This window comes from Nonomuraea sp. NPDC003707 (assembly GCF_053587055.1).
This window is the reverse complement of record NZ_JBSFNK010000017.1, coordinates 1-18,085: the sequence shown is the minus strand read 5'-3', so window position 1 is coordinate 18,085 and position 18,085 is coordinate 1. Positions and strand designations below refer to the sequence as shown.

General features: G+C 70.2%; 19 protein-coding genes and 1 rRNA gene. 12 read left to right on the top strand and 8 right to left on the bottom strand.

The window, feature by feature from the left end; genetic code table 11:
• Window positions 1–7: 7 nt before the first annotated feature.
• A complete protein-coding gene (locus tag ACWDRB_RS36335; RefSeq protein ID WP_350729264.1) occupies window positions 8–748 on the top strand; it encodes a class I SAM-dependent methyltransferase in 741 nt (246 codons plus the stop codon).
• 61 nt (window positions 749–809) lie between these two features.
• On the opposite strand, the gene ACWDRB_RS36330 is transcribed toward ACWDRB_RS36335, so the two are convergent.
• Together ACWDRB_RS36330 and ACWDRB_RS36325 are read right to left on the bottom strand one after the other, a co-directional pair.
• Complete coding sequence (locus tag ACWDRB_RS36330) at window positions 810–1,142, bottom strand: TraR/DksA family transcriptional regulator (RefSeq protein WP_449901492.1); 333 nt, start codon at window positions 1,140–1,142, stop codon at window positions 810–812.
• 154 nt (window positions 1,143–1,296) lie between these two features.
• A complete protein-coding gene (locus ACWDRB_RS36325) occupies window positions 1,297–2,043 on the bottom strand; it encodes an SOS response-associated peptidase (protein WP_350729260.1) in 747 nt (248 codons plus the stop codon).
• 153 nt (window positions 2,044–2,196) lie between these two features.
• On the opposite strand from ACWDRB_RS36325, the gene aroA reads away from it, so the two are divergent.
• From aroA to hisN, 3 genes are all read left to right on the top strand, one after another.
• Window positions 2,197–3,507, top strand: coding sequence for a 3-phosphoshikimate 1-carboxyvinyltransferase (gene aroA / locus ACWDRB_RS36320; protein WP_449901488.1), 1,311 nt, complete (start codon window positions 2,197–2,199; stop codon window positions 3,505–3,507).
• A gap of 251 nt (window positions 3,508–3,758) precedes the next feature.
• On the top strand, window positions 3,759–4,802 hold the full coding sequence (gene rsgA / locus ACWDRB_RS36315; RefSeq protein ID WP_355205517.1) for a ribosome small subunit-dependent GTPase A: 1,044 nt from the start codon (window positions 3,759–3,761) through the stop codon (window positions 4,800–4,802).
• Between the two features lie 422 nt (window positions 4,803–5,224).
• Entirely contained in the window at window positions 5,225–6,058 is an 834-nt protein-coding gene (hisN, locus tag ACWDRB_RS36310; protein ID WP_449901484.1) for a histidinol-phosphatase, read from the top strand.
• Here hisN and ACWDRB_RS36305 read toward each other — a convergent pair.
• The gene (locus ACWDRB_RS36305) at window positions 6,048–7,739 is read right to left on the bottom strand and encodes a right-handed parallel beta-helix repeat-containing protein (RefSeq protein ID WP_449901482.1); all 1,692 of its coding nucleotides are present in this window, start codon (window positions 7,737–7,739) and stop codon (window positions 6,048–6,050) included. The two genes, hisN and ACWDRB_RS36305, sit on opposite strands and share 11 nt — an antisense overlap.
• A gap of 63 nt (window positions 7,740–7,802) precedes the next feature.
• Here ACWDRB_RS36305 and ACWDRB_RS36300 point away from each other — a divergent pair, with 63 nt between their 5' ends.
• A complete protein-coding gene (locus ACWDRB_RS36300) occupies window positions 7,803–8,645 on the top strand; it encodes a TetR/AcrR family transcriptional regulator (protein WP_449901480.1) in 843 nt (280 codons plus the stop codon).
• On the opposite strand, the gene ACWDRB_RS36295 is transcribed toward ACWDRB_RS36300, so the two are convergent.
• Both ACWDRB_RS36295 and ACWDRB_RS36290 read right to left on the bottom strand, forming a co-directional pair.
• Window positions 8,642–9,427 (bottom strand): fructosamine kinase family protein, encoded by a 786-nt coding sequence (locus ACWDRB_RS36295; protein ID WP_449901478.1) that lies wholly within the window; start codon window positions 9,425–9,427, stop codon window positions 8,642–8,644. The genes ACWDRB_RS36300 and ACWDRB_RS36295 overlap by 4 nt on opposite strands.
• Window positions 9,427–9,900, bottom strand: a complete 474-nt coding sequence (locus ACWDRB_RS36290; RefSeq protein WP_350729252.1) for a low molecular weight protein-tyrosine-phosphatase — start codon at window positions 9,898–9,900, stop codon at window positions 9,427–9,429. Before ACWDRB_RS36290 ends, ACWDRB_RS36295 begins: the two co-directional genes overlap by 1 nt.
• A 122-nt stretch (window positions 9,901–10,022) precedes the next feature.
• On the opposite strand from ACWDRB_RS36290, the gene pstS reads away from it, so the two are divergent.
• The 5 genes from pstS to ACWDRB_RS36265 are packed head-to-tail and all read left to right on the top strand — an operon-like array spanning window position 10,023 to window position 14,502.
• Window positions 10,023–11,126, top strand: a complete 1,104-nt coding sequence (gene pstS, locus ACWDRB_RS36285) for a phosphate ABC transporter substrate-binding protein PstS (RefSeq protein ID WP_350729250.1) — start codon at window positions 10,023–10,025, stop codon at window positions 11,124–11,126.
• A gap of 6 nt (window positions 11,127–11,132) precedes the next feature.
• Window positions 11,133–12,113: a phosphate ABC transporter permease subunit PstC gene (gene pstC / locus ACWDRB_RS36280; RefSeq protein WP_350729249.1), complete on the top strand. Its 981-nt coding sequence runs from the start codon at window positions 11,133–11,135 to the stop codon at window positions 12,111–12,113.
• On the top strand, window positions 12,110–12,985 hold the full coding sequence (pstA, locus tag ACWDRB_RS36275; protein WP_449901475.1) for a phosphate ABC transporter permease PstA: 876 nt from the start codon (window positions 12,110–12,112) through the stop codon (window positions 12,983–12,985). The genes pstC and pstA overlap by 4 nt, the downstream gene beginning before the upstream one ends.
• Before the next feature lie 15 nt (window positions 12,986–13,000).
• On the top strand, window positions 13,001–13,777 hold the full coding sequence (gene pstB / locus ACWDRB_RS36270) for a phosphate ABC transporter ATP-binding protein PstB (protein ID WP_350729245.1): 777 nt from the start codon (window positions 13,001–13,003) through the stop codon (window positions 13,775–13,777).
• A complete protein-coding gene (locus tag ACWDRB_RS36265; RefSeq protein WP_397371450.1) occupies window positions 13,777–14,502 on the top strand; it encodes a response regulator transcription factor in 726 nt (241 codons plus the stop codon). Before pstB ends, ACWDRB_RS36265 begins: the two co-directional genes overlap by 1 nt.
• Here ACWDRB_RS36265 and ACWDRB_RS36260 read toward each other — a convergent pair.
• Both ACWDRB_RS36260 and ACWDRB_RS36255 read right to left on the bottom strand, forming a co-directional pair.
• The gene (locus ACWDRB_RS36260) at window positions 14,471–15,331 is read right to left on the bottom strand and encodes a serine hydrolase (protein ID WP_449901472.1); all 861 of its coding nucleotides are present in this window, start codon (window positions 15,329–15,331) and stop codon (window positions 14,471–14,473) included. The genes ACWDRB_RS36265 and ACWDRB_RS36260 overlap by 32 nt on opposite strands.
• Before the next feature lie 105 nt (window positions 15,332–15,436).
• The gene (locus tag ACWDRB_RS36255; protein WP_449901470.1) at window positions 15,437–16,324 is read right to left on the bottom strand and encodes a phenylalanine 4-monooxygenase; all 888 of its coding nucleotides are present in this window, start codon (window positions 16,322–16,324) and stop codon (window positions 15,437–15,439) included.
• Between the two features lie 127 nt (window positions 16,325–16,451).
• Here ACWDRB_RS36255 and ACWDRB_RS36250 point away from each other — a divergent pair, with 127 nt between their 5' ends.
• Window positions 16,452–16,904: an Lrp/AsnC family transcriptional regulator gene (locus tag ACWDRB_RS36250; protein WP_449901468.1), complete on the top strand. Its 453-nt coding sequence runs from the start codon at window positions 16,452–16,454 to the stop codon at window positions 16,902–16,904.
• A 35-nt stretch (window positions 16,905–16,939) separates the two neighbouring features.
• A complete protein-coding gene (locus ACWDRB_RS36245; RefSeq protein ID WP_449901466.1) occupies window positions 16,940–17,941 on the top strand; it encodes a hypothetical protein in 1,002 nt (333 codons plus the stop codon).
• Window positions 17,942–17,997: 56 nt separating this feature from the next.
• Here the strand turns inward: ACWDRB_RS36245 and rrf are convergent.
• Window positions 17,998–18,085: ribosomal RNA gene (gene rrf, locus ACWDRB_RS36240) — 5S ribosomal RNA — on the bottom strand; the annotation flags it as partial.

The following is an 18,085-nucleotide window of genomic DNA, read 5'->3' as shown; positions in this document are numbered from 1 at the left end:
GTCGCGTGTGCTGCCCATTCCGGCCGAGGAACTGAACGGCTCAGGGACGCTTGGGCCGTACTGGACCTTCTACCGCGCCGTCGCCGCCGAACAACTCAACCGCTGGCTCCCCGGCCAACCCTCCGTCGTCCTCGATCTCTCCGGCGGCCGCGGGCGTTGGTCCGGCCAGGTGGCCAGGGCAGGGCACAAGGTGATCGAGGTGCTCGACTTCCGCCGCACCGTCGACGGACGGTCCGGCCTGCGGGACGCCGACCGGGTCCGGCACGTACGCGCCGACGATCTGGCGTTCCTGCCGGACGCGAGCGTGGACGCCGTGCTCGCCGAGGAACGCGTGATGTCGATCGAGCTGATGGCCGAGTCGGCGATGAGCGACGTGGCCAGGGTCCTGCGGCCCGGCGGGCGGGCGCTGGTGTGCGTCGACTCGCTGGTGCTGGGCATGGCGATCCTGGCCGAGCAGGAGCAGTGGCAGCACCTGCGGCAGACCGGCGAGGTCATGCTCGTGCCGTGGCCGGACGGCAGCATCACGCGGTGCTTCAGCAGCGGGCAGCTGCGCGAGCTGCTGGTGGGCGCCGGGCTCGAGGTGGAGTGGATGCGGCCGCGCACGGTGCTGTCCCCGTCCACGGTCGACCACGTGCTCGGGGCCGACGCACGCGCGCTCAACTACCTGGTGCGTACGGAGCTGGAGGCCCATCCGGACGACGACGACACGGTCGGCATCCACCTGGTCGCCAGCTGCCGCAAAAGCTGACTCCGCCCGGCTGTAGAGAGGTGTGCCGCCGTTCTTCGTGTCCGGCGGCATCCCGGCTCGCTCAGCGGCGCCGCTCCCGCTTGCCCTGGCACTGCACGCACCGCGCGGCCTCCGGACGGGCCTCCAGCCGCCCTTCCGGCACCGGCTTGGCACAGTCGAGGCACCGGCCGTACACGCCTTGTTCCAGGCGCTTGATGGCCTCGACCACGGCGCGCCGCTGAGATGTGGCCACGGTCAGCATGGCCTGGGCCCGATCGGCGTCGGTCAGGTCAGAACCCGCGTCGGCCGCCGAGTGCTCGCGGACGGCGACGGGGTCGCCCTTGAGGACCCCGATCGATCGGTCCAGTGCCGCGAGCATGTCTTCCAGCCGCTCACGAGCGGTCGTGACGTCCACGAACCCGCACCTCCGGGTGAATCACGGCAACCCGCGGCTGGGACTCCCCGGTTGTCCCGCCCGGTGCAATTAGGGGCATTTATGGCGGTGACACCGAGTAAACGGATGCATCGCTTTCCTCACCGGATGCCCACTTACCGTGCTTCTTACACCTTTAGAAAAGTGCGGTTTCCTCCTCTTCCGGTAGAGGTTTGATGAGGTCCGGGCCATTGTTTCTGACGTTGTTGACGTCCGTGGAGACCGGATACGCCGTGAGCCGCCCCTGCTCGGCGGGCACCAGCAGCCGCGTGGCCTGCCCGACGTCGGTGACCTTGGGGTCGAGCCACTCGGCCCAGCGTTCGCGCTCGATCATCATGGGCATCCTGTCGTGGATGCGGCCGAGCTCGTCCTCGGCGTCCGTGGTGATGACGGTACAGGTCACCAGCCATTTGAGAGGATCGTCATCGGCCCGGGACGGGTCTTTCCAGAACTCGTACAGGCCCGCCATCGCCAGCACCCCGCCGTCCTCGGGATGGATGAAGTACGGCTGTTTCTTTTTCTTCTCGCCTTCGACCGGCATCCACTCGAAATAGCCGTCGGCCGGGAGCAGGCACCTGCGCTTGGCGAACGCCTGGCGGAACGACGGCTTCTCGGCCACCGTCTCGATCCTGGCGTTGATCAGCCGGGACCCGATCGACGGGTCCTTCGCCCAGGCGGGCACCAGGCCCCACTTCACGACCCTGAGCTGCCGCACCGCCCGCTGGGCCTCCTTGGGCACGCGGCTCAGCACGGCGTAGACGTTCTTGGTCGGCGCGACGTTGTAGTCGGCCCCGAGCTCCGTGTCGGGGTCGCCGTCCTGCTCGACCTCGAACTCCTCGAGCAACTCGTGCTTCTTGCGCGCCGACGCGTATCTACCGCACATAACCCCACACTGCCACGTACGGTACGGCTTTCGCTCGCCTGCCCGCCTCGGGGCGTCCACCAAGCAGGAGGCCCACTCCCGCCGGCACACCTGATGACCGGCGCCGTCCACAGGCTGTGACCCTCGCCCTACCACTCCCAGTACTCTTTGACCATGCCCGCTCCGACCACGCCCACGCCGACCACGCCGCACTGGCCCGCGCCCACGGCGACCTCTCCGGTCACCGCCACCGTCCCGCTGCCCGGCTCCAAGTCGGTGACCAACCGCGCGCTCGTCCTGGCCGCGCTCGCCGACGGCCCCGGCGTCGTGCGCCGGGCGCTGCGCAGCCGCGACGCGGACCTGATGGCGTCGGCCCTGCGGGCCCTGGGCGCCACCCTGGAGCCCGCCGACGAGAGCGCCGCCGGGGTCGACTGGCGCGTGACGCCGGGCCCGATCCGGGGCGGCGCGAGCATCGACGCGGGCCTGGCCGGCACGGTCATGCGGTTCGTCCCGCCGGTGGCCGCCCTGGCCGACGGCCCGGTCGCCTTCGACGGCGACCCGCACGCCCGCAAGCGCCCGATGGGTCCCATCCTCGACGCCCTGCGCTCGCTGGGCGCCAGGATCGACAGCGACGCGCTGCCGTTCACGATCAGCGGGCCGCTGGCGGGCGGCGAGGTCACGCTGGACGCGTCGGGCTCGTCGCAGTTCGTGTCGGGGCTGCTGCTGACGGCGGCGCGGTTCGAGAAGGGCATAACGATCCGCCACGTCGGCCCGCCGGTGCCCTCGCAGCCGCACATCGAGATGACCGTGGAGATGCTCAGGGCGGCGGGCGTCACGGTCGACGACAGCGAGTCCGACGTGTGGCGCGTCGAGCCCGGCCCGATCGCGGCCAGAGACATGACGGTGGAGCCCGACCTGTCCAACGCGGCCCCGTTCCTGGCCGCCGCCCTGGTCACGGGCGGCACCGTGACGATCCCCACCTGGCCGGAGCGCACCACGCAGCCCGGCGACGCCCTGCGCGGCCTTCTCACCGCGATGGGCGCCACCGTGACCCGCTCCCCCGACGGAGCCGACCTGGTGGTCACGGGGCGGCCCACGGGCGAGATCACCGGCATCGACGCCGACCTCCACGAGGTGGGCGAGCTGACCCCCACCATCGCCGCCCTCGCCGCGCTCGCGACCACGCCGAGCCGCATCCGGGGCATCGCCCACCTGCGCGGCCACGAGACCGACCGGCTGGCCGCGCTCGCCACCGAGATCAACCGGCTGGGCGGCGACGCGGAGGAGACCGCCGACGGCCTGATCATCCGCCCCCGCCCGCTGCACGGCGGCACCTTCCACAGCTACGACGACCACCGCATGGCCACGGCCGGAGCCGTGATCGGCCTCAGGGTGCCCGGCGTGGAGGTGGAGAACATCGCGACGACCGCCAAGACCCTGCCGGAGTTCGTCCGGATGTGGGACGGCATGTTGGAGGCCCGGTGACCCGGCGGCGCCTGCCCTCGGGCGCGGGTTTCGCACCGGAAACGCCGGGCACGTCGGAAAAGGGCGGTCCGTGAGGGTCCGCCGCCTGTATGGCGAGGAAGAGATCCAGCAGCACGGCGCCACCCCGGCCTGCCCGCGGCGGCGTCCGATCCCCCATCAGCACCGGCCGGCCGACGACGCGTCTCCGGCCTGACCGGGGGCGACCGCGCAGGTCATCGAGCGAAAGCGAGCGAGGACATGGGAGCAGACCGCTGAAGAAGCGGGAGTACGACGAGGACGACGTACGGGTCAGGCCGGGCAAGGGCTCCAGGCCGCGGACCCGGATCCGTCCTGCGCACGAGGACGCCGTGCAGGGCTTCGTGGTGGCCGTGGACCGCGGCCGCTACACGACGCTGGTCGAGCCCGAACGCCCGAAGGGGTCCGCGCAGAAACGCAAGCAGCAGCCGCAGCGGCGCCTGGTGGTGGCCATGAAGGCCCGCGAGCTGGGCCGCAAGGGCATCGTGGTGGGTGACCGGGTGGCCCTCGTCGGCGACGTCTCGGGCCGCCCCGACACGCTGGCCAGGGTCGTCCGCGTGGAGCCCCGCACGTCGATGCTGCGCCGCTCGGCCGACGACACCGAAGACACCGACGGCATCGAGCGTCCGGTCGTGGCCAACGCCGACCAGCTCGTCATCGTCACCGCCCTGGCCGACCCGCCGCCCCGGCCCCGCATGATCGACCGCATCCTGGTGGCCGCGTTCGATGCCGAGATCGACACCCTGCTCTGCCTCACCAAGTCCGACCTCGCCCCGCCCGACGAGCTGGTGGCCCTCTACGAGCCGCTGGGCGTCCCGCACGTCGTCGTGCACAAGGGCGGCTCCCTGGAGGAGCTCCGCGACCACCTGAAGGGCCGCGTCAGCGTCCTGGTCGGCCACTCGGGCGTCGGCAAGTCCACCCTGGTCAACGCCCTGGTCCCGGACGCCAACCGCGCCGTCTCCCAGGTCAACGCCGTAACGGGCCGCGGCCGCCACACCTCCACCTCGGCCGTGGCGCTGGAGCTGCCGGAGAGCGGCTGGATCATCGACACCCCGGGCGTACGCAGCTTCGGCCTGGCCCACGTGTCCATGGAAACGGTCCTGGCCGCGTTCCCGGACCTGGTGGAGGGCACGGTCGACTGCCCGAAGGGCTGCACACACCTGGGCCCGGAGTGCGCCCTGGACGCCTGGGTCGCCGCCGGCAACGCCGATCCCGCCCGCCTCAAATCCCTCCGCCGCCTCCTCTCCAGCCGCGAAGGCACCCTCGACGACACCCCCTGACCTCCAGCCAGAGCCCCCGGCCCACCCGGCGACGCCGGGCACCGACCAGGACACACCCGCCGACGCCGCAGACGCCCCCTTGCGCTCTGGCCACGGCGCTCCCGGAGGCGCTGCCTGCCCGCCACTCGCGCGGCCCGCGCCCGACTGCCAAGCGAAGCGTCCTCAGGGTGACGCAGCGCGGTCGGCGGTCGAAGGCCTGCGTTGCCATCGTCACCGGCCACGCCGCCCGCCGAGAGTGCGCCACGGCCCGCACCGCACCATCGCGCTCCACACCGCCGCGCCATCGCCCTGCCCCGCCATGCATCGCCGGCCAGCCCAGCACCACCCCAGCCCAGCCCCGCGTCGTCGCCGTTCCGTGGTTTGGGGTGGTGGCGACACGCGCGAGATGGACACCGTTACCAGAAAAGGGGCGTTGGTGACTGATGTTCTGTATGGCGGACACGGTAGCGTGGGCGACCGTGCAGGGTTACAACGATGATCTCCGGCTGGCCCACGTCATGGCGGACGCCGCCGATGACCTGACCATGCGGCGGTTCAAGGCGGTCGATCTCAAGGTCGACACCAAGCCCGATCTGACGCCGGTCAGCGATGCCGACCGCACCGTGGAGGAGGCCATCCGGGGTACGCTGCGCCGCGCCAGGCCGCGCGACGCCGTGGTGGGCGAGGAGTTCGGGAAGACCGGCTGGGGCGCCCGTTCGTGGATCATCGACCCCATCGACGGCACGAAGAACTACGTGCGCGGCGTCCCCGTCTGGGCGACCCTGATCGCGCTCATGGAGTACGGCAGGGTCGTCGTCGGCCTGGTGTCGGCCCCCGCGCTGGGCCGCCGGTGGTGGGCGGCGACCGAGGGCGGCGCGTGGACCGGCAAGAGCCTGACGAAGGCGTCCCGGATGCGGGTGTCCTCCGTGTCGAACCTGGAGGACGCGTCGTTCTCGTACTCCAGCTTCGGCGGATGGGAGAAGACGGGCAAGCTCGACAACTTCCTCGACCTCAGCCGAGCCTGCTGGCGCACCCGGGCCTACGGGGACTTCTGGTCGCACATGATGGTCGCCGAGGGATCGGTGGACCTGTCGGCCGAGCCCGAGCTGTCGCCGTGGGACATGGCGGCGCTCACCGTGATCGTCGAGGAGGCCGGCGGCAAGTGGACCGACGTCTCCGGCGTGAAGGGCCTGGAGGGCGGCAGCCTGGTCTGCACGAACGGCATCCTGCACACCGAGGTGATCGACCGCCTCAACGGCACCTCGATCATCTCCTGAATCCCGCCCGGGACTGGATGGCGGCGGTGGCGGCGTCCAGCGCGGCGCCGTCCTTGATCGTCACGTTGTCCTCGTAACGGACCCCGCTCGGCGGGTTGTCGTGGCCGATGGGGTCGGCGTCCCAGAAGTTGCCCCGGTAGATCACGTTCTCCAGCGGCGGCCCGACCTCCAGGACGGAGGTGTTGTCGGCCCGCATGACGACGTTCCCCTCGACCGTCACCCACGAGGCGCCGTAGTCGGTGTAGAGCCCGAAGTTGTACGGCGTCCGCGTGTCCTTGATGACGTTCCCCTGGACCAGGGCCTGGTTGTCAGCCGAGTCGCCCTGCACCCCGGACAGGTAGATGCCGCCCCCGTCGGCCAGCGTCCCCATGGTGTCCACGGTGAGGTTGCGCAGGACCTGGGTCCCCTCCCCGGGGCCGACGGTGATGCCGCAGTGCGGGACGTCCGTGACCTCGTTGTTGGCGACGACGCATCCGTACGTGCCCGTCACGCCGATCCCCGGTGAGCCGCTGTATTCGAGCCCGATGTGGTGAACCCTGTTGTCCTCGACAGAGGCGTTCCGCGTCCCGGACATCACGATGCCGCCGCCCGACAGGGTGTCGAAGTCGCAGGTCCGAACCACGACCTCGGCGCCGCCGGAAACCCCCAGCCCCATCGCCCCGAGCCGGGTGAACCGGCAGCCCTCGACCTCCGCCCCGACCGCGTCCTCGAAGGTCACGCACGCGGGAATCGTCACGGACGCGGTCGGATACGTCACGGATGCGCCCTCGCCGAGCACCGCCGTCTCGACACCGCCACCCTCGTAGTAGCCGTTCCCGTGATAGTGCAGGAACCCCTCCGGGCGGCTCGGCCGCAGCCACGTCGCGTCCGCGAACACCAGCCCCCTGAACGCCACGTCCCGCGCCCCCGCCACGCTCACCAGCGTCTCCAGGACAGGCGCCACCACCCGCGTACGAGCGGGATCCTCCCCGGGGAGGGGCAGGTAGAGCAGCACGTGGCGCCCGGGCCGCGAGCGGTCGAGCACGAAGGTTCCGGGCTCGCGCAGGAAGCTCGGGTCGTTCTCGATCCTGGTCGGCAGCCCCGGACCGCTCGACGTCTGTCCCGCCCAGACCGAGTTGTACAGCTCGGCGGCCCACCCGAACGCCGGCTGCGCCATCGTGACCACCGTGTCCCCGGACACCGACGCCACCCCGCAGCGCGCCTCGGTCCACGGGTAGACCCCCCGGTGGACGAACTCGACGTCCCCCGGGCTCCGCCACCCGAGCGGCTCGTCCGTGACGTAACCGGTGGCGGTCGCCCGAGCGTCGCCGGGCAGGCCGGCGATCCAGGCGCGCTCGGCCCGGCGGCCGTCCACATAGAGCTGGCGGGTGTCGAGGTCGCCGACCTCCGCCGTCCGGACGCCGTCCCGCACCTGCCACCCCGTGATCGGCCGGCCGCCGCTCACCACCGCCTCCTCCTGCTCGGGAGTGCCGTACCCGTACGCCTGGTACACCGTCCCGGAGTCGGCCTCGCCGAGCGAGAACGGCTCCGTCAGCACGTGGATCCCGCCCCGGAGGTGTACGACGGCGCCGCCGGCCACCTCGCGGGCCGCGGAGCGCGCGCGTTCGAGGGTGGCGAACGGGTGGTCGGCCGAGCCGGGACCCGAGTCGTCGCCTGAGGGTGCGACGTGGAAGTGGAACATCACAGACCGCCTTTGCTGTTTATGCCGTACACGTAGTAGACACCATAAACAGGAGGAGGCGACATGACAACCGACCCCGAAGTCGAACTGCTCTGGCGGGAGCAGGATCGCGAGCCGCGGCCCGGCCTGAGCCTGGGCAGGATCGTGCGGGCCGCCATCGAGATCGCCGACGCGGAGGGCCTGGAGGGCCTGTCGATGCGCAAGGTCGCCGACCGGCTCGGGTTCACGACCATGTCCCTCTACCGCCACGTCCCCGGCCGAGACCAGCTCGTGGACCTGATGGTCGACGAGGCCTACGGCGAACGGGCGAGCACCCCCGAGGAGCCCGGGACAGGGCAGGGGTGGCGGATGCGGCTGGAGGCCGCGGCCAGGCAGGGCTGGCAACTGCGCCGGCGGCACCCATGGCTGGCCGAGGTACGCGGCACCCGCCACCTTCCCGGCCCCAACGCCATCGCCTACTACGAGCACACGCTGAGCACCCTCACCGGCACCGGCCTGCGCCCTTCCGAGGTGATCGCCGTCGTGGGCATGCTGGGCCGGTTCGTGGACGCCGAGGCGCTGACCCTGGTCGAGACCCGGCGCGAGGAGCGCCGCAGCGGCGTGTCCGAGCAGGACTGGTGGGGCAGCCGCGACGCCCTCTACGAGCGCCTCAACAGTTTCCCCACCCTTTCCCGCCTCTGGACGGAGGGCGGCTGGGACCACCCCGAGGACTCGTTCGAGTTCGGCCTGCGCCGCCAGCTCGACGGCGTCGAGGCCCTCATCCGAGAGCGTGACGAAAGTCGTGATGAAAGCTCAGGATGCCCCGAGTGCGGCACCCCGCTGGAGCCGGCGCCGTCCGGCCGCCCCCGCGTCTACTGCTCCCGCGCCTGCCAGCAACGCGCCTACCGCAAGCGCAAGAACGGCTAGAGCGCGAGCACGGCCCGGACCGCGTTCATCAACCCGTCACGATAGGACCCGCCGAACAACACCACATGAACGAGCAGCGGATGCAGCTGGTGCAGCGGCACCCGCCCCCGCCACCCCTCCGCCGGCGGAAACTCCTCCTGGTACGCCCCCAGCACCCGATCGAGGTACGGCAGCCCGAACAGCGCCAGCATGGCCAGATCGGTCTCCCGATGCCCGCCATGGGCCGCCGGATCGATCAGCACGCCCGACCCGCCCGACCACAGCACGTTCCCGTTCCACAGGTCCCCATGGATCCGCGCCGGCGGCTCCGCAGGCCCCGCGACCTCGGCGAACCTCTCCACGGCCCGCTCGACCAGCGCCGCGTCCGAAGCAGGCAGCCGCGCCTGCCGCAGGAACGGCAGCACCCGCCGGGAGGCGTAGAAGCCGGGCCAGTCCGAGCAGGGCGAGTTGTCCATCGGCAGGTCGGCGATGAACCCCGGCCACGGCGCGCCGAAGCCGACCGCTCCCGCCCCGTGCAGCCGGGCCAGCGAACGCCCGAACCGCTCGGCCGCCGCCGCGCTGGGCGCCTCCTCCCGTACCCATGACAGCACCAGCCGGTCGGGCCCCACCTCCACCACCTCTGGCACCACGGCGGCCTCCCCCAGCCACCGCAGCCCGGCCGCCTCAGAGGCGAACACCTCGGAGGCGGCCCCGGTCTTGGCGAACACCTCGCGCCCGTCGTCCAGCACACCCTTCAGCAGCCGTCGGCCGTGCGACGAGCCGAGTTCCGCTGTCCAATTCATCAGCCGATCTCATCGGCGATGTGCTTGGCCAGCCCCTCGGAGGCCGACTCGACCAGCGCGAGCACCTCCTCGAACCCCTCGGGGCCCCCGTAGTACGGATCGGGCACCTCGGCCCCCTCCTCCGCCGCGGGATCGAACGACCGGAACAGCCGCACCTCCGCCCCCACCGGCGCCATCCGCCGCAGATTGGCGAGGTTGTCCTGGTCCATGGCCAGCACCAGGTCATAGCGGTCGAACCAGTCCTTGGTGAACTGCCGGGCCCGGTGCGCCGAGCCGTCGTAGCCGTGCTGTCCGAGGATGGCCAGTGCCCGCTCGTCCATGGGGTCCCCGGCGTGCCAACCGCCGGTTCCGGCGCTCTCCACGGTGACGCGGTCGCCCAGCCCGCGCTCGGCGAGCGTCTGGCGGAGCACCACCTCCGCCATGGGGGATCGGCAGATGTTGCCCATGCACACCAGGCATACGCGATAAGTCATAACTCCCATCATGGGGGCGACCGGGCCCGTTCACCGAACGTTCACCCTTGTCAGGGGGCTGCGGTCACCTTCGGTGCATAGCTTTCATGGCGACTAAGGACCAAGTGGGAGGAAACCCAACCGTGAAGTATGCAGGCCGGCTCGCCGCCGTAGCCGTCGTCGGCGCGCTCTCCCTCGCTGCGTGCGGCACAGACAACAATGCCCCCGCTGGCAGCACGACTTCCGCCAGTGCACCCGCCGCGGGCAATGACAATGGTCTGAGCGGTACGATCAACGCCGCGGGCTCCTCGGCCCAGGCCAACGCGATCACCGAGTGGACGAAGAACTTCACGGCCACGAACCCCGGTGTCACCCTCAACTACCAGCCCAGCGGCTCCGGCGCGGGTGTGCAGGCGTTCATCCAGGGCACGGTGGCCTTCGCCGGCTCCGACTCGGCGCTGAAGGATGACCAGCCCGCGCAGGCCGACGCCCGCTGCAAGACCGGCAAGGCCATCAACATCCCGATGGTGACCGGCCCCATCGCGGTGGTCTACAACCTGCCCGGCGTCGAGGGCCTGCAGCTGTCGCCGAAGACCCTCGGCGGCATCTTCGACAGCAAGATCACCAAGTGGGACGACGCCGCGATCAAGGCGGACAACCCCAGCGCCAAGCTGCCCTCCACCCCGATCCAGGCGTTCCACCGCTCGGACGAGTCGGGCACCAGCGACAACTTCACCAAGTTCCTCAAGGCCACCGCCGGCTGGGCCTACGAGCCCGCCAAGGCGTGGCCCGCCGAGGCCAAGGGCCAGGGCGCCAAGGGCTCCGACGGCATCGCCTCCTCCGTGAAGGACACCGAGGGCGCGATCAGCTACGTCGAGCTCTCCTACGCCGAGAACTCGTCGCTGCAGAAGGCCAAGGTCTCCAACGGCGCCAACGAGTTCGTCGAGCTCACCCCCGAGAGCGCGGCGAAGACGATCGAGACCGCCACGATCAAGGGCACCGGCAACGACCTCGCCCTGTCGATCGACTACGCCACCAAGACCCCGGGCGCCTACCCGATCGTCCTGGTGACCTACGAGATCACCTGTGAGAAGGGCCTGTCGGCGGAGGAGACGAAGCTGGTCAAGGGCTTCCTCACCTACACCGCCAGTGACGAGGGTCAGGCGGCCCTGAAGGAGCTGGGCTATGCCCCGCTGGCCGGCGACCTGCTCACCAAGGTCCGCACCGCTGTCGAGGCGATCTCCTAGCCACCGATGGCCAACGATCTGAAGACCCGTGACGGCGGACCGGCCATGAGCCGGTCCGCCTCGCGGCGCAGCCATGGTGAAGGCCCCTTCCGCTTCCTCTCCACGGCGGCGGGCGTCCTCCTGCTGGCGATCATGGCGGCCATCGCCGTGTTCCTCATCAGCGAGGCGATCCCCGCCCTGCAGGCGAACAAGGCGTCCTTCTTCACCGAGCTGACCTGGGACCCCAACGGCCAGAAGGTGTTCGGCATCGCCGCCCTGGCGTTCGGGACCGTCCTCAGCTCGACACTCGCGCTCGTCATCGCCACCCCGATCGCGGTCGGCGTCGCGCTGTTCATCTCCCACTACGCGCCCCGCCGCCTGGCCTCGGGGCTCGGCTACCTGGTCGACCTGCTCGCCGCCGTGCCCAGTGTGGTCTACGGCCTGTGGGGCCTGGCGTTCCTGGTGCCGCTGATCCGAGAGCCGTCCCAGTGGCTCAACGAGACCTTCGGCTGGTTCCCGCTGTTCGCCGGAGAGGGTGCCATCGGCGGCAAGACCATGCTCGCGGGCTCGATCGTGCTGGCGATCATGATCCTGCCGATCATCGCGGCGATCTCGCGTGAGGTGTTCCTCCAGGCGCCGAAGATGAACGAAGAGGCGGCCCTGGCACTCGGCGCCACCCGCTGGGAGATGATCAGGATGGCCGTGCTGCCCTTCGGCCGCCCCGGCGTCATCAGCGCCGCCATGCTCGGCCTCGGCCGCGCCATGGGCGAGACCATCGCGGTCGCGCTGATCTTCCCCGCGACCTTCGACATCACCTTCGAGATCCTGACGCCCCACGCCAACAGCATCGCGGCGAACATCGCCAACGGCTTCGGCGAGGCGACCCAGATCGGCCGCGGGGCGCTGATCGCCTCCGGTCTGGTGCTGTTCGTCATCACCCTGCTGGTGAACATGGGAGCGCGCCTGATCATCAACCGCCGCAAAGAGTACTCGAGGGCCGGCGCATGACAGCAATCCAGCACATCTCGACCAGCCGCCGGGTCAAGGACAAGATCGTCCAGGGGCTGGTCTACCTGGCGTTCGGGCTGGCCGTCGTGCCGCTCATCTCGGTGCTCTGGCTGGTCATCTCCAACGGCCTGGCCCGCTTCGACCTCGAGTTCCTGACCCACTCGATGCGCGGCATCGGCGCCCGTGACGCGGGCGGCGGCGCGTACCACGCGATCATCGGAACGCTGGAGCAGGTCCTGCTCGCCTCGGCCGTCTCGGTCCCCATCGGCCTGCTCACCGCGATCTACCTGGTCGAGTACGGCAACGGCGGCCGGCTGAGCCGATCGATCAGCTTCTTCGTGGACGTCATGACCGGCATCCCCTCGGTCGTCTCCGGTCTGTTCGTCTTCGCGTTCTGGATCCTCGTCCTGGGCTTCCAGTTCTCCGGCTGGGCGGGCGCGCTCGCGCTGTCGATCCTGATGATGCCGACCGTGGTCAGATCGGCCGAGGAAATGCTCCGACTGGTGCCCAACGACCTGCGAGAGGCCTCGTACGCGCTGGGTGTGGCCAAGTGGCGCACGATCATGAAGGTCGTGCTGCCGACGGCGCTCACCGGCATCGTCACCGGCGTCATGCTGGCCGTGGCCCGCGTCGCCGGCGAGACCGCGCCGCTGCTGATGACGGTGTTCTTCACCAACTCCATCAACAACGATCCGTTCACCGGACCGCAGATGGGCCTGCCGCTCTTCGTGTTCGACCAGGCGGCCCGCCCGAACGACACCGCCGTCGACCGGGCGTGGACCGGCGCCCTCACGCTCATCCTGATCGTCATGCTGCTCAACCTGGTGGCGCGCCTGATCGCCTGGTGGCGTGCGCCCGCCAGGGGCCGATAGGGGGTAACCGCCGCAATGTCCAAGCAGATCCAGGTCTCGGGTCTCGACGCGTACTACGGGTCGCACAAGGCGATCGAGGACGTGTCGATGACCATCGAACCCCGTTCGATCACCGCGTTCATCGGCCCGTCCGGGTGCGGCAAGTCGACGTTCCTGCGCACGCTCAACCGCATGCACGAAGTGATCCCGGGCGCCCGGGTGGATGGCAAGGTCCTGCTCGACGGCGAGGACCTGTACGCCCCCACCGTCGCGCCCGTCTCGGTACGCCGGATGATCGGCATGGTCTTCCAGCGCCCCAACCCGTTCCCCACGATGTCGATCTACGAGAACGTGGCCGCCGGCCTCAAGCTCAACGGCCGGGTCGGCAAGTCGCAGCTCGACGGGGTCGTGGAGGAGTCGCTCAAGGGCGCCAACCTCTGGAACGAGGTCAAGGACCGCCTGAACAAGCCGGGCGCCGGCCTGTCGGGCGGTCAGCAGCAGCGTCTCTGCATCGCCCGGGCCATCGCGGTCAAGCCGCAGGTCCTGCTGATGGACGAGCCGTGCTCGGCGCTCGACCCGATCTCCACGCTGGCCATCGAGGACCTGATGGCCAAGCTCAAGGACGAGTACACGATCGTCATCGTCACCCACAACATGCAGCAGGCCGCCCGGGTGAGCGACAGGACCGCGTTCTTCAACCTCGCCGAGCAGGGCAAGCCCGGCAAGGTGATCGAGATGGACGAGACGTCCCGCATGTTCACCAACCCGTCCCAGAAGGCAACAGAGGATTACATCACGGGGCGCTTCGGCTGATGACCCAACAGCAGGCGGCATCCACGGTGATCGGGGACGCGCGGACGAAGCCCGTACTGCTCATCGCCGACCCCGACGGCGCGGTCGTGGAAGACCTCGCCACGGCGCTCGAACGGGAGGGCGTGTCCGTCACAGGCACGCCCGACGGGGCTCAGGGCCTTCTCCAGGCGGGAGCCCTGCAGCCTGACGTGGTGCTCGTCTCGGCCACGCTGCCGGTCATAGACGCGGTGGAGTTCGTCCGCGCGGTACGGCTGGCGCGCGCCGTACCCGTCCTGCTCGGCGTCGGCGAGGGCCACGCCGAGCAGGCGGTACGCGCGCTCGCCGCCGGCGCGGCCGCCTGCGTGGCCCGGCCCTACCGGGTGGCGGAGCTGCTGCCGTTCATCCAGGCGGCCTCGCCCGGCGCGCGCCAGGTGCTCGCCGTGGGCGGGGTCGAGCTGGACGTGCAGGCCTATCAGGTACGGGTGGGCGGGCGAGCGGTCCACCTGCCCCTGCGGGAGTTCGAATTACTGCAGTACCTGATGCGCAACGCCGATCGCACGGTGACCCGCGAGCAGATCATGCGCCACGTGTGGCACGCCGCGGCCAACACCTCGACGAACACGATCGCGGTCCACGTCAAACGCCTGCGCGCCCGGCTGGGCGACGAGGACGACCAGCTCATCCAGACCGTACGGGGCGTCGGCTACCGCCTGGTCACGCCTGGCACTTCCGGAAGTCCTGCATAATCCGCTTCGTCACGCCTTCGACCGTCGCTATGCCGTACCCCACCTCGGGACTTCCCTCGGTGAGTACGGCAACGGCGTAGGCGTGGCCGTCGCCCCTGATCAGGCCCACGCTGACCGTGGCCCAGAGCTTGTTCGAGACGTGCTTGAGCCAGCCGTTCTTCAGCGCCACGCGGTCGCCCGCGCACGCGGCGGCGCTGATGCCCCAGTTCTGGCCCGCCACGACGTGACCCATGAGCTTCAGCACCTGATCGCGGTCCTTGGCCTTCAGCGGGCTCTTGCCGGACACCAGGGCCCGCATGAGGCGGATCTGGTCGTCCACCGACGTTCGGGTGATTCCCCAGCAATACAGGTCAACGCACTCGCCTGGGACGCCCTGGGTGTGTCTGAGGCCCAGCTTCCTGCCTGCCTTGGTGAAGCCGGGCGCGCCGCCGATGCGTGACCAGAGGCGGTCGGCGGCGTGGTTGTCGCTGTAGCGGATCATGATGTCGGCATCGTGCCGGACGGCCGCCGGCAGCCTCTTCCACGAGGTCCGCAGCAGCAGCGCCATGAGAATCTGCACCTTGGCCGTGCTGGCGGTGATCAGGCGCTCGCCCGGGTGGTAGCGGTAGAGCCGGCCGGTCGTCAGGTCCTTGACCATGGCGGTGACCTGCCCGGACCGGCCCGCGAGGTAGCGGTCGAGCCGCTTGCCGATCCGCTCGGCCGGGATCGGCGCCAGGTTCTCCTCGGCCGCGACCTGCTCCAGCCGCGCCCCGAAGGCCGCCTCGCGTACGCCCAGGACCGTTTCCCGCCGGGCGGGCGCGGGCGGCTGTGCCCGAACCCGGGCAGGCATCGGAAAGAGAGCTGTGAGCAGGGCGAGGGCGATTACCGCTCGGGGTATCGCCTGGCCGCGGCCCGCGATCATTGACGCATTATCACGAAAAATCGTGACAGGCCGCTAGATGTCGGCGGCGATCAATTTCGCGATCGCATCGTCGTCGCACGTGGCCCAGAAGTCCCCCACGACATCCTCCAGGTGCTGGAGGGACTCGGCCCGGAACAGCACATCCTGATATTTCGTGATGTCGTAGTGCGTCGTCCCCATGGCGGACAGGTCCAGCGGCCTGACGTCCATGCCGCGGAACTCCTCGATCTCCCCGTACGACGAGAGGATCCCCGCCCCATACGCCTTGAGCTCGCCCCCTTCCACCATGACCCCGAACTCCATCGTGAACCAGAAGACCTTCGACACGAACTCCAGCGCCTCCTCGGACTCCACCCGCCGCGCGGCCTGTCCCGCCAGGTGGTACAGGGCGGCGTACCGGGGGGCGGCCAGCGCGTTGGCATGGCCGATCACCTCGTGGACGACGTCGGGCTCCGGCGTGTAGAAGGGCACGGAGTGGTGCCGGATGTACTGCGTCGAGTGGAAGAACCCGTCGGCCAGCACCCCGTAGAAGTCGCGCAGCGGCACCAACCCCGCGGCGGGCAGATACCGGAACCCGGTCAGCGGCTCCAGCAGCCGCGAGACCTCTTCGAGTTGCGGGATCCGCTCCTTCGGCAGCCCCAACCGCGCGGCGCCGTCCAGGTACTCGGCTGTGGCGTACTTGGCGTGCTTGACCGCCAGCTCCCTGGTGACCAGGGCCCAGACCTCGTGCTCCTCCTCGGTGTACTCGGCCGCCGGAATGGGCGTCCCCCGCCGGTGGTTGACGGCCAGCCCCGCGATCGCGTTCCGCCGCGCCCGGTAGACCGTGTCCGCGAACCCCGGATGGGACGCGGCCAGCTCCACCACCACCGACCCGTCCTCTTGGGCTGCGACAGGGGCGAAGTACTGTGCTTCCTCGAACATGCTCCAAATGACAGCAATTCCGCGTTCTCGTGACAACAGCGACCAGTTTTGCTGGGCGATACGCTTGATTTCGCCTTCCCAAACTCACATCTTCTGCTCGAATCGCACAGTTCAGGGAGGGTCCGCCATGGACGATCTCGATGCCAGGTTGCTGGTGACCATGCGCGCCCATCCCCGCGTCGGCCTGACGGAGCTGGCCCGGCTGCTGGGGGTGGCGCGCGGCACGGTACAGGCCCGGGTGGAGAAGCTGACGGCGAGAGGCGTGATCGAGGACTTCGGCCCGACCGTGTCACCGGCCGGCGCCGGCTACCCCATCCTGGCGTTCGTGTGGCTGCAGATCGCCCAGGGGCGGCTGTCGGAGGCGGTGGAGGCGCTGCGTGCCGTACCTCAGATCCTGGAGGTGCACGGTACGAGCGGCCAGCACGACCTGCTGTGCCGGGTGGTCGCGCACACCACCGAACACCTCCAGGAGATCATCGCCGGCATCCTGGCGTCCTCGGCGGTGCAGCGCACGGACACGACCATCGCCCTGTCCACCCAGGTCCCCTATCGCATCGAGCCCCTCCTCGAAAACCGCTAGGACCTCGGCGGCATCCAACCTGATGGAGGGGTGCCATGAAGAAGCTCATAGTGATCATCGCCGCGGTGGCGGCGTGCACGGCCCTGGTCCCGCTGTGGACCGCCGTCCGCGCCCCAGACCAGCCGGTACGCCCGCGACCCGGCCCGGCTCCTGGCGAGGCCGCCGCCTACGCGTACCTGTGCGACAACGCCAAGGACGAGGGGCCGCACGACGAGTGCGGCCACTGGTTCGTGGTGACGTCCGGCGGGAGGACGTGGCAGCTCACGGACGCGGTGGAGCGGGGCTACGTGGACCTGACCGCGGACGGCCGCTACCTGGCCTACCAGCGGGCCGGCGACGGCCGCCTCGTGGTCCGGGACCTGGTGGGGGGAACCGTCCGTGCGGTCCAGGAGACCGCTCCCGAAGTGGACGGGGACCGGCTCGCGTACCGGCCCGCGCTGCTGGGCAAGGGGCGCTGGCTGTACGTGGACTACGTGGCGGGCTGGCAAGGCGTGGACGAGCCTCCGAGCTTCGTCGTGGACGTCGCCACCGGCCGCACGGTGTGGCGGCTGCCTGAGGGCTCCTGGCTGGACCGGCTCGACGACGACGGATCGAAGCTCATGGTGGAGGACGACAAGTCGTTCTCGGTCATGGACGCCTCGGGGACCACCACGAAGCCGCTGCCGGCCCGCCTCCGCGCCGTCGAAGCAACCGGCGCCTTGACCCCGGACGGGACGGGCCAGGCCGCGCAGGTCGTCTCCAGGAACTTCCCGGCGGGCGGCGCCGACATCCGCCCGGCCCGGCTGGTCACCATCGACACCGGGACCGGAAAGGCGCTCCATGACGTACGCCTCTCGCTTCCGTTGAAGGACGGGTCGAGTATTTGCGACGTCAGTCGGTGGTCGAGTTCTCGGGAGGTTCTGCTGAGATGCGGGACGGCCGAGCTGTTCCACGAAATCATCTTCCGCGTGGACACCCGGACGGGGCGCCACACCAAGGTGGGAGAGACGCGGCCGCCCAGGTCACATCTGTTCGAGCTGGTGCGGGCGGCGGATTAGCCCGTAAAACGAGAAATGGCCCCACGCACCGGCGTGGGGCCATTTCTATAAAGATTGTCCGGCGGCGACCTACTCTCCCACACCCTCCCGAGTGCAGTACCATCGGCGCAGAGAAGCTTAACTTCCGGGTTCGGAATGTAACCG

Bases quoted from the DNA above. Each gene is read 5' to 3' on its own strand.
- ACWDRB_RS36290 (WP_350729252.1), bottom strand. From the start codon at position 9,900: ATGACTTATCGCGTATGCCTGGTGTGCATGGGCAACATCTGCCGATCC.
- ACWDRB_RS36260 (WP_449901472.1), bottom strand. From the start codon at position 15,331: ATGCCTGCCCGGGTTCGGGCACAGCCGCCCGCGCCCGCCCGGCGGGAA.
- ACWDRB_RS36295 (WP_449901478.1), bottom strand. From the start codon at position 9,427: ATGAATTGGACAGCGGAACTCGGCTCGTCGCACGGCCGACGGCTGCTG.
- ACWDRB_RS36250 (WP_449901468.1), top strand. From the start codon at position 16,452: ATGGACGATCTCGATGCCAGGTTGCTGGTGACCATGCGCGCCCATCCC.
- pstC (WP_350729249.1), top strand. From the start codon at position 11,133: ATGGCCAACGATCTGAAGACCCGTGACGGCGGACCGGCCATGAGCCGG.
- ACWDRB_RS36300 (WP_449901480.1), top strand. From the start codon at position 7,803: ATGACAACCGACCCCGAAGTCGAACTGCTCTGGCGGGAGCAGGATCGC.
- ACWDRB_RS36265 (WP_397371450.1), top strand. From the start codon at position 13,777: ATGACCCAACAGCAGGCGGCATCCACGGTGATCGGGGACGCGCGGACG.
- ACWDRB_RS36305 (WP_449901482.1), bottom strand. From the start codon at position 7,739: ATGTTCCACTTCCACGTCGCACCCTCAGGCGACGACTCGGGTCCCGGC.
- ACWDRB_RS36245 (WP_449901466.1), top strand. From the start codon at position 16,940: ATGAAGAAGCTCATAGTGATCATCGCCGCGGTGGCGGCGTGCACGGCC.
- aroA (WP_449901488.1), top strand. From the start codon at position 2,197: ATGCCCGCTCCGACCACGCCCACGCCGACCACGCCGCACTGGCCCGCG.
- pstA (WP_449901475.1), top strand. From the start codon at position 12,110: ATGACAGCAATCCAGCACATCTCGACCAGCCGCCGGGTCAAGGACAAG.
- hisN (WP_449901484.1), top strand. From the start codon at position 5,225: ATGTTCTGTATGGCGGACACGGTAGCGTGGGCGACCGTGCAGGGTTAC.
- ACWDRB_RS36255 (WP_449901470.1), bottom strand. From the start codon at position 16,324: ATGTTCGAGGAAGCACAGTACTTCGCCCCTGTCGCAGCCCAAGAGGAC.
- pstB (WP_350729245.1), top strand. From the start codon at position 13,001: ATGTCCAAGCAGATCCAGGTCTCGGGTCTCGACGCGTACTACGGGTCG.
- ACWDRB_RS36325 (WP_350729260.1), bottom strand. From the start codon at position 2,043: ATGTGCGGTAGATACGCGTCGGCGCGCAAGAAGCACGAGTTGCTCGAG.